The organism is Stenotrophomonas sp. GbtcB23 (genome assembly GCF_019091045.1).
Taxonomy (GTDB): domain Bacteria; phylum Pseudomonadota; class Gammaproteobacteria; order Xanthomonadales; family Xanthomonadaceae; genus Stenotrophomonas; species Stenotrophomonas rhizophila_A.
In genome coordinates, this window is the sequence record NZ_JAGXKC010000076.1 from 1 (window position 1) to 6,485 (window position 6,485).

9 protein-coding genes are annotated in these 6,485 nt (G+C 61.2%); 5 read left to right on the forward strand and 4 right to left on the reverse strand.

Translation table 11 applies throughout. The features are described from left to right. Both KVS69_RS17485 and KVS69_RS17490 read right to left on the reverse strand, forming a co-directional pair. Positions 1-385: DUF3578 domain-containing protein (locus tag KVS69_RS17485; RefSeq protein ID WP_217539205.1), on the reverse strand; the 385-nt coding region annotated here is incomplete at its 3' end. Positions 386-425: 40 nt separating this feature from the next. Further along, complete coding sequence (locus tag KVS69_RS17490; protein ID WP_254622253.1) at positions 426-683, reverse strand: hypothetical protein; 258 nt, start codon at positions 681-683, stop codon at positions 426-428. Positions 684-992: 309 nt separating this feature from the next. On the opposite strand from KVS69_RS17490, the gene KVS69_RS17495 reads away from it, so the two are divergent. Then, positions 993-1,346 (forward strand): SymE family type I addiction module toxin, encoded by a 354-nt coding sequence (locus KVS69_RS17495; RefSeq protein WP_217539207.1) that lies wholly within the window; start codon positions 993-995, stop codon positions 1,344-1,346. A gap of 307 nt (positions 1,347-1,653) precedes the next feature. Here the strand turns inward: KVS69_RS17495 and KVS69_RS17500 are convergent, their stop codons facing one another. Together KVS69_RS17500 and KVS69_RS17505 are read right to left on the reverse strand one after the other, a co-directional pair. Next, the gene (locus KVS69_RS17500; protein WP_217539209.1) at positions 1,654-2,967 is read right to left on the reverse strand and encodes an XVIPCD domain-containing protein; all 1,314 of its coding nucleotides are present in this window, start codon (positions 2,965-2,967) and stop codon (positions 1,654-1,656) included. A 27-nt stretch (positions 2,968-2,994) separates the two neighbouring features. Then, positions 2,995-3,750, reverse strand: coding sequence for a hypothetical protein (locus tag KVS69_RS17505; protein ID WP_254622254.1), 756 nt, complete (start codon positions 3,748-3,750; stop codon positions 2,995-2,997). A gap of 280 nt (positions 3,751-4,030) precedes the next feature. Here KVS69_RS17505 and KVS69_RS17510 point away from each other — a divergent pair, with 280 nt between their 5' ends. From KVS69_RS17510 to KVS69_RS17525, 4 genes are all read left to right on the forward strand, one after another. Beyond that, entirely contained in the window at positions 4,031-4,882 is an 852-nt protein-coding gene (locus KVS69_RS17510) for a hypothetical protein (protein WP_217539211.1), read from the forward strand. 209 nt (positions 4,883-5,091) lie between these two features. Continuing rightward, a complete protein-coding gene (locus KVS69_RS17515) occupies positions 5,092-5,592 on the forward strand; it encodes a hypothetical protein (protein WP_217539213.1) in 501 nt (166 codons plus the stop codon). A 10-nt stretch (positions 5,593-5,602) separates the two neighbouring features. Further along, positions 5,603-5,749 carry a hypothetical protein gene (locus KVS69_RS17520; protein ID WP_217539215.1) on the forward strand — a complete coding sequence of 49 codons (147 nt, stop codon included), beginning with the start codon at positions 5,603-5,605 and terminating at the stop codon, positions 5,747-5,749. Further along, positions 5,739-6,236: a hypothetical protein gene (locus KVS69_RS17525; RefSeq protein WP_217539216.1), complete on the forward strand. Its 498-nt coding sequence runs from the start codon at positions 5,739-5,741 to the stop codon at positions 6,234-6,236. The genes KVS69_RS17520 and KVS69_RS17525 overlap by 11 nt, the downstream gene beginning before the upstream one ends. Positions 6,237-6,485 lie beyond the last annotated feature (249 nt).

The window sequence follows — 6,485 nt, forward strand, 5'->3', positions numbered from 1 at the left end:
ACTCGCCTCCGACGCTGCGAGTGGACGCATGCGAAAGCGCCAGGTACATGCCGCTTCCGTCCTCTCGGAAGAGAAGTACGACGTACCAACCGACAGTTGCCTTGGGCGATCGGTTTCGGGAAGCAAAGCGCACCCACGGCACCTGTGAACGAAGTCCCGTACCATCGCGGCCCTCGCTCATGAAGTCGGCAGGGACGGTGCCCGCTGCAGATTGCATGCTGCTGGCGAACCCGCTTAGAAGAGAAGGGAGCGGGTTCCTGATGATGTCACCGCGCTCTCGCATCGCATCCGTCATTGCGGAGTCGTAGTCTGCCTGAAGGCTGAGTACTGTCTGAAGCTCTTCCCTGATGCCCATCGTGCCGCCTGCACGGTTGATGATAGGCACCATCTATACATGTTGGCGGAATTGGCCGCAAGTGACGGGATTAGCCGGAGGATTGGATGAGTGTCTGCGCCCCCTTATGCCGCCAGAACGCATCAGTTCCGCAGAGATCGAATTCTTGCCCGCAAGACAGCGCAGCATCACCAGGCGGAAGAACTGCGTACCAGAACAGCTCTCTCTCATCCATCCGAGCGTCCGCATGGTCGATAGCGAAGATGCACAGCATGGCCTCATCAAAGTTCCGCAGCCAGTCAGCGCCGATACGATTCATTTTTTCTACTGACCTCTCGGCGATTTCCATAGATTGCGTGCACCCCATCCCAGATCTTGAGACCGTAGCGGGCCATTTGCGGCAAGCATTAGGCAGCGCCTACCAAACCGCTGAAATCAACAGCTACAAGCGATTTCCCATCCGTTGACGACTCCATCAGAGTGGTCTCCGGAGCGTAGAAACTCCTCTAGCAGGAAAATGTTGGACGTCCCTTTGTCGGGAGGGTGGCTAATACAACACCCCCTGTGGAAATACGCCCGCCGGATCCTGCTAGACGGTTTCTAACCTCCCGACCCCCTCGCCATCCCGGCGAGGGGCGACCCTTACAGGAGGTCCAACATGCAAACGCACTGGGACGACACGTCCTTCGATGAACTGCCCTCACGCCGGCGCGCTCGCCAGGCGCATCTGGCCGGCACCGCAAAGCCTGCAGCGTGCTCACCGCCGACGGAGTTCCACGAGGAGCTGAAGGTACCCTACCTGAAGATCCGCGGCCGCTGGCTGCGGCAGATGGGCTTCAACGTGGGCCGCAAGCTGCAGATTGAGGCCTGCGCAGGGGTGATCACCATCAAGCTGCTCGGCCCGCCGGCGGTGGAAGACCCACGGGTGCCCCGTTTCGTGGAGCGCACGATCTACCACGGTGAGATCAATTCTGAGTCGGGGCAGTTTGTCCCCGAGGACGTCATCCAATGAAAAAGCAGGTGTACATGAGGGTGAAGCTAGACCCCGATCTACGCCACGCCTTTCAGCTTTCGGCGTGGCGTAGCGAGCGTTCGCCTACGAACGTGCTGCGGTCGTTGATCCAGGATTGCGTGAACCTGGATCGGAGCGCCCAAGGCGTTGATCTCTACGTTTGGGGGGATTCGTTCCCGGTGGGGACCGAAGTACCGAAGGGGCAGGGCAGGCCCCGCTGAGGGCGTGCCGGGCCGGCCTGCGCCACCGGCCCTGATGGGTAATTCCGCGAAGCCATGTGCACGTGGCTTCCGGAGGGATGTTTGCCTCACCCCATTCGCATGCTGCGGGCTTCCAGCTCCTGCTGGTTCTGCTGCGTGCGCTGTTCGGTCTGCATGGCCAAGGCCTGCCGTTCCTGGCCTGCTTCATCCAGCCGCTGCAGCGATTGCTCCACCGGCGTCTGCACGGCTGTTTCAGTGGCCATGGCAGCGCGCTGCTGTGCCGGGTCATGCAGGTTGCCCTGCACCACGAACACGTTGCGGCCTGCAGCACCGTCTGCGGTGGCTTGGCTCAGTACCACGTGGTCAGCCCGGTCCAGCTTGTTCTCCACGGCCAGCGCGGTGAGGCTGGCGGTCAGCCGTTCGCTGGTTTCGTCGAAGCTGCGCCCGTGTTTGGCGTCCAGCGCGGCCACGTGTTCGCGTATCTGCTGGTAGAGCGGGTAATGCGCATCGCCGGGGCGCAGTGTCGCCAGCCGGGTGTCCGGGTCCTGGCCGGGCAGGTCGTTGAGCACCACCTTCGGGGTTTCGATGCGCTGCCGGTACGGGTCGTCTGGGTGGAAGTGGGTTGCCTTCTCCTCGCGCTCCAGTCGGACCTCGCGGGTGTCGTTCAGGCCTTCCAGCACGCGTGGATTGCGTTCCTGCATGGGGAAGCCGCTTTCGGTGTGGTGCGACCAGGTGCCGGCCTTCGGGTCATACTCGTGGTACGAGCTGCGTATGCCGATGATGTTGGGGTTGCTGGTGGGCAGCGACTGGTCGGCCATGCTCAGCTCATACACGCCCAGCTTGGCCACGTAGGCGGTGGCCTGGCCCCACGGCATGGCGTCGTAGGCATGGCCGGCGGTGTTCCATGCCCGCGCGGTGCCCCGGTAATCGTTGTTGAGCATTTCCTTCCAGACGTTCTCGGCAGCGTCTTCGCTCAGGTTCTTGCGGGTGGCTTCCAGCAGGATGCGCGGGGTCCAGCAGTTCGGGTCCAGCCCGTGCTGGACGAATGCCTTGTCATGGGCAACCTGCACGTCGCGGCCGGGCAGGTTGAGCGCCAGGTCTGGCCTGCGTGCCCCCATCCAGTACTCGCGGCGTTCAAGGTCCCGGTCGAGCAGGGTCTGGCCGAAGTCCTCCCACTGGCGCTCTGTCAGCGTGCGGTTCTGCAGCCTGGGGTTGCGGTCGTGCTGGTCGCTGGCTTCGAGCTGGGCATAGGCGTTGGCGACCTGGCCGGGCAGGTTGTCGTTGCGCACCACGCCCAGTGCCAGCAGGCCATAGCCGTCGGAGCCTTCCTTCTGTGCCAGGTAGTTCCAGTACAGCTCCCGGTTCCCCTTGGAGGCGTACTGCTGCAGGATCTCGATGTCCTTCTGATTCAAGCCGCTCATGTGTTGTTCCTCCTGAACATTCCTGGGTTACCGGACCTTGTACTTGGCCAGTGCCGCGCGGGTAGCTTCTTCCATGGCCTTCCAGTCCTTCAGCAGCACGCGTGGGTAAAACAGGGTAACGCCCAGGTTGTCGTTGGAGTCCACGAAGTAGTGGGTGCAGCTTGAAACCCTGACTGACTCATCGGGCACCAGTCTGTCGCCCTGGATCGCCAGGCCCTCGTTCCCACCTTCAGGCTGATCGCACTTGATGAACGTGGCCAGCATCCCGTTGGCGGCGCGGGCGATGTACCACTCGTCTTCCTTGCGTGGGTTGCGGGTAACGGGCTCCCCAAACTGCTTCTGGTATTCGTTGCCGAACTGCGCCATGCGCTCCTCGTCAATGGCGTACGGAATGAGGCCGAACCGCTCCGTACCCGCCTTGCGCAGATCCAGCCGGCGGCGCGGGTCGTTTCGGTTGACCGAGCCTGCTTCAGTGGTGGCTTCGGTGCTGCTCAGCCGGGGCAGCAGCTCTGATGCGGCGACCGCATCGAGGTAGTCGATTGAAGCGGTGACCGTGCGGTAGTGGTCTTCCATGCTGCGCGTGGGACGGTCGCCGGGAGCGGCTGCCTGCAGTCCGGGCCAGATGAAGCTCAACGCAATGCCGCCGCCCACCGATGGGCCAATCTGGTCATCGTAGAAATTGGCCGGGAAGGCGTAGCGGTGCGGACCGAGCTGGGCTACTACCGGCGCGGTGGTGTAAGTGTAGCCATCCACCGTGCGGCTCTGGCTGGTGTCTTCAGGCATGGCAGGTTCCTTGTGTCCCTTTTCCGTGGGTGGGGCCTTGGCGCAGGCGCTGGCGCTCAGGGCGACGGCGAGTGCAACTGTCAGGCACCGGCCGGATGACATCACGCTCATGGGCCATTCCATTGCAGTGGTTGGGGCCAACTATAGGGAATGTGGTGTCAACGGGACAGGAATGGGCGTGCTTGCTGCTGCCCTTCCATGGTATTGAACGGCTGTAGCCGCGATGGCAAAGGGAGTTGGCGCTGTGGTTGGAAGAACCGGAGGTTGGCTGGCGGTTGGCTTGGTCGCCGCAGTGGTGGGCATTGCGCTGTGGTGGAATGCGCCAGCGACGCAAGGTGGCGCGCCGGGCGGAAAAGCCCAGGTGGCGCCGTCGGCCGTTGCGGCCAAGGTGCGCGCCAATGCAACGGAAAGCCGCTCCAGCCGAGGCGGCCCTGCTGAAGTAGACCGGGTGAAGACCTTCGAGGACCTGAAACAGCGGGCCAAGGCGGGTGATGCCGTGGCCCAGCGCCTGTTGGCCGACACCTATGAAGGCTGCTACTTCGTCAATATTGACCGCGAGCACTTCATGGACAGCCTCGATTTCAATAGGCAGATGATCAGGGCGCCTGCCCAGCTCTCTGTGCTGGAGCAGGTGGCGGCCGAACGTTTCGCCCAATGCGGGGCAGTGGACGGTGGCGCCATCGTGCCGATGCAGCTTGTCACCGGTTGGTACGCGCAGGCCGCCGAAAATGGTGACCTGGCCGCCCGGTTGATGAACAACGCGTTCAAGCGGAAGAGGCTGGATACGGCTGAAGCTGCAGAGCAGCTTGAAGAAGTATTGGGATCCAATGACGCAGCGGCCGTTTTTGCCATGGGCAGCACGTTGCACAGCAACTACCCCGCCAGCACAGGCGGTCCGGCGGCGGGGTTGATGACCGGAGAACATGCGGGCGACGCTTGGATGGTGGCGGGTTGCCGCATGGGGTACGACTGCGGGCCCTCGGGCAAACTGATGGTAACGCTGTGCCTGATGCAGAACGCTTGTACGGGTGAGGACTTCGAGGCATACCTCAAGCGGGCGATGATGAATGAAGCGGAGCGAAGGGACTTGGAGCGTAGGGTGACGGAGATACTTCGGTTGGTTGAGGGGTAACCCCCGCGCAGCTGTTCACACCAATCCCGCAGGAGCCATCGGGACAACGACACTCCAGGCAACAGGTAGGAATTCTCCGATGGCCACCCAGCCCGTTGGCGTGGCACTCTTCCCCCATTCAATGGGTGGGCCTGCCTGGAAGGAGCTGCTTAGGCCCACTCCAGATTGAGCAGGCTGCCGTGCAGCCGATCTACATCCAGAGATGACTCATGCCTCTCCACTTCCAAGCTAAATCGGATTCTTCATTTGACCCTGTCAGCGGTGTCACCATACCGGAGCCTCGCATCCTTCCTGGAAAGCTCCCGGACGGCAGCGCAGTCACGGAGTATCAGTACGCCTTCTATCGGGGCGATGCACGTATCGGCGGCTTGGGCTTCAATGGTCCCGATATGTCTGTTGAAGTCGACGGGATGGCGGAGAGGGTGTTTATCTTCGATCTTGGCCACGATTGGTTGATCAAGTCCATGCTGGAGTTCAAGGAAATCATCGAGAATCAGGATGATGACTACACGTTTCTGCGTGGACTCGCGCAAGGGTTGGTGTTGGCGTATGCGGGCCAAACTGACAATGAAGAGAATCTGCGATACATCGCTACTACAACCCCGGTTGCACTGGTTGGAGCGGGTGTACCTGCTTCGGTGGAAACGGCGATGAAGCCGCAGGGCCCCATCGTCCTCGCCGAAGTACGCATTGCCAAACACGCTGGTTGAGGATGGCCCCGTGGCGAGCTTCGTCTTCGATGATTTCGCCCGGACGACCTTGGGCGGTGCCCGCAACAAGGTTGATGGCAGCCCGCTGTCCGCAGCCCAGATCGATGATGTAATTGCCTATCTGAAGTCGCCAGGATCGGGTCCCGATGCGTCTTAGCTTCCAGCCTCGCTCGCACTACTCTTACGATCCGACTAGCGATGTTTCAATTCCGCGCCCTCGGATTTTGCCAACCACGCTGGCTAGCGGTGAGGGCGGCACGGAGTACCATTACTCGTTCTTCCGCGGCGAAGATCGGATAGGTGGGCTGGGCTTCGACGGTCGCGACGTGGTCGTTGAGACCGACGGGTACCGGGAATGGGTATTCACCTTCGATCTAACCCGGGAGCAGACCATCCAGTCCATGCTCAGATCTAAAGCAGATTTCGGCAGCACGGACGAAGATCTCACGTTCCTGCGAGGTCTCGCACAGGGTCTGGTCCTGGCATATGCCGGGCAAATGGACAACGAGGACAATCTTCGCTATATCGCCGTGACTTCGGTTGAGGCCCTGGATCAGGCTGGTGTTCCTATTGCAGGGGCAATTCCTGTACATCCTGACAAGAAAGTTGTATTGGGTGAAGCTGCTGTGCCATCACACGTATAGCCTGGGTTGAAAGGTACTAGTCCTGACGAAGTATGCTCGCTCCCTTTATGAAAAATATCTTGGAAAGTGGCTATGCTTATTGATTCAAACCGAAGGGGGCATTCTCCCCGCAAGGAACTATGATGCCTCTCCAATTCATACCACGGGAACGATCTGCGATTGACCTTGTCAGTGGCGTTTCGATTCCGAGACCGCGAACGCTGCCCAGCTCTGACGCAGGCGGTGGCAGGACGATCGGGTTTCAGTACG

What these genes read in the sequence shown, in the direction of transcription:
- KVS69_RS17495 (WP_217539207.1), top strand. Translation starts at nt 993, where the DNA reads ATGCAAACGCACTGGGACGACACGTCCTTCGATGAACTGCCCTCACGC.
- KVS69_RS17525 (WP_217539216.1), top strand. Translation starts at nt 5,739, where the DNA reads ATGCGTCTTAGCTTCCAGCCTCGCTCGCACTACTCTTACGATCCGACT.
- KVS69_RS17490 (WP_254622253.1), bottom strand. Translation starts at nt 683, where the DNA reads ATGGAAATCGCCGAGAGGTCAGTAGAAAAAATGAATCGTATCGGCGCT.
- KVS69_RS17515 (WP_217539213.1), top strand. Translation starts at nt 5,092, where the DNA reads ATGCCTCTCCACTTCCAAGCTAAATCGGATTCTTCATTTGACCCTGTC.
- KVS69_RS17500 (WP_217539209.1), bottom strand. Translation starts at nt 2,967, where the DNA reads ATGAGCGGCTTGAATCAGAAGGACATCGAGATCCTGCAGCAGTACGCC.
- KVS69_RS17505 (WP_254622254.1), bottom strand. Translation starts at nt 3,750, where the DNA reads ATGCCTGAAGACACCAGCCAGAGCCGCACGGTGGATGGCTACACTTAC.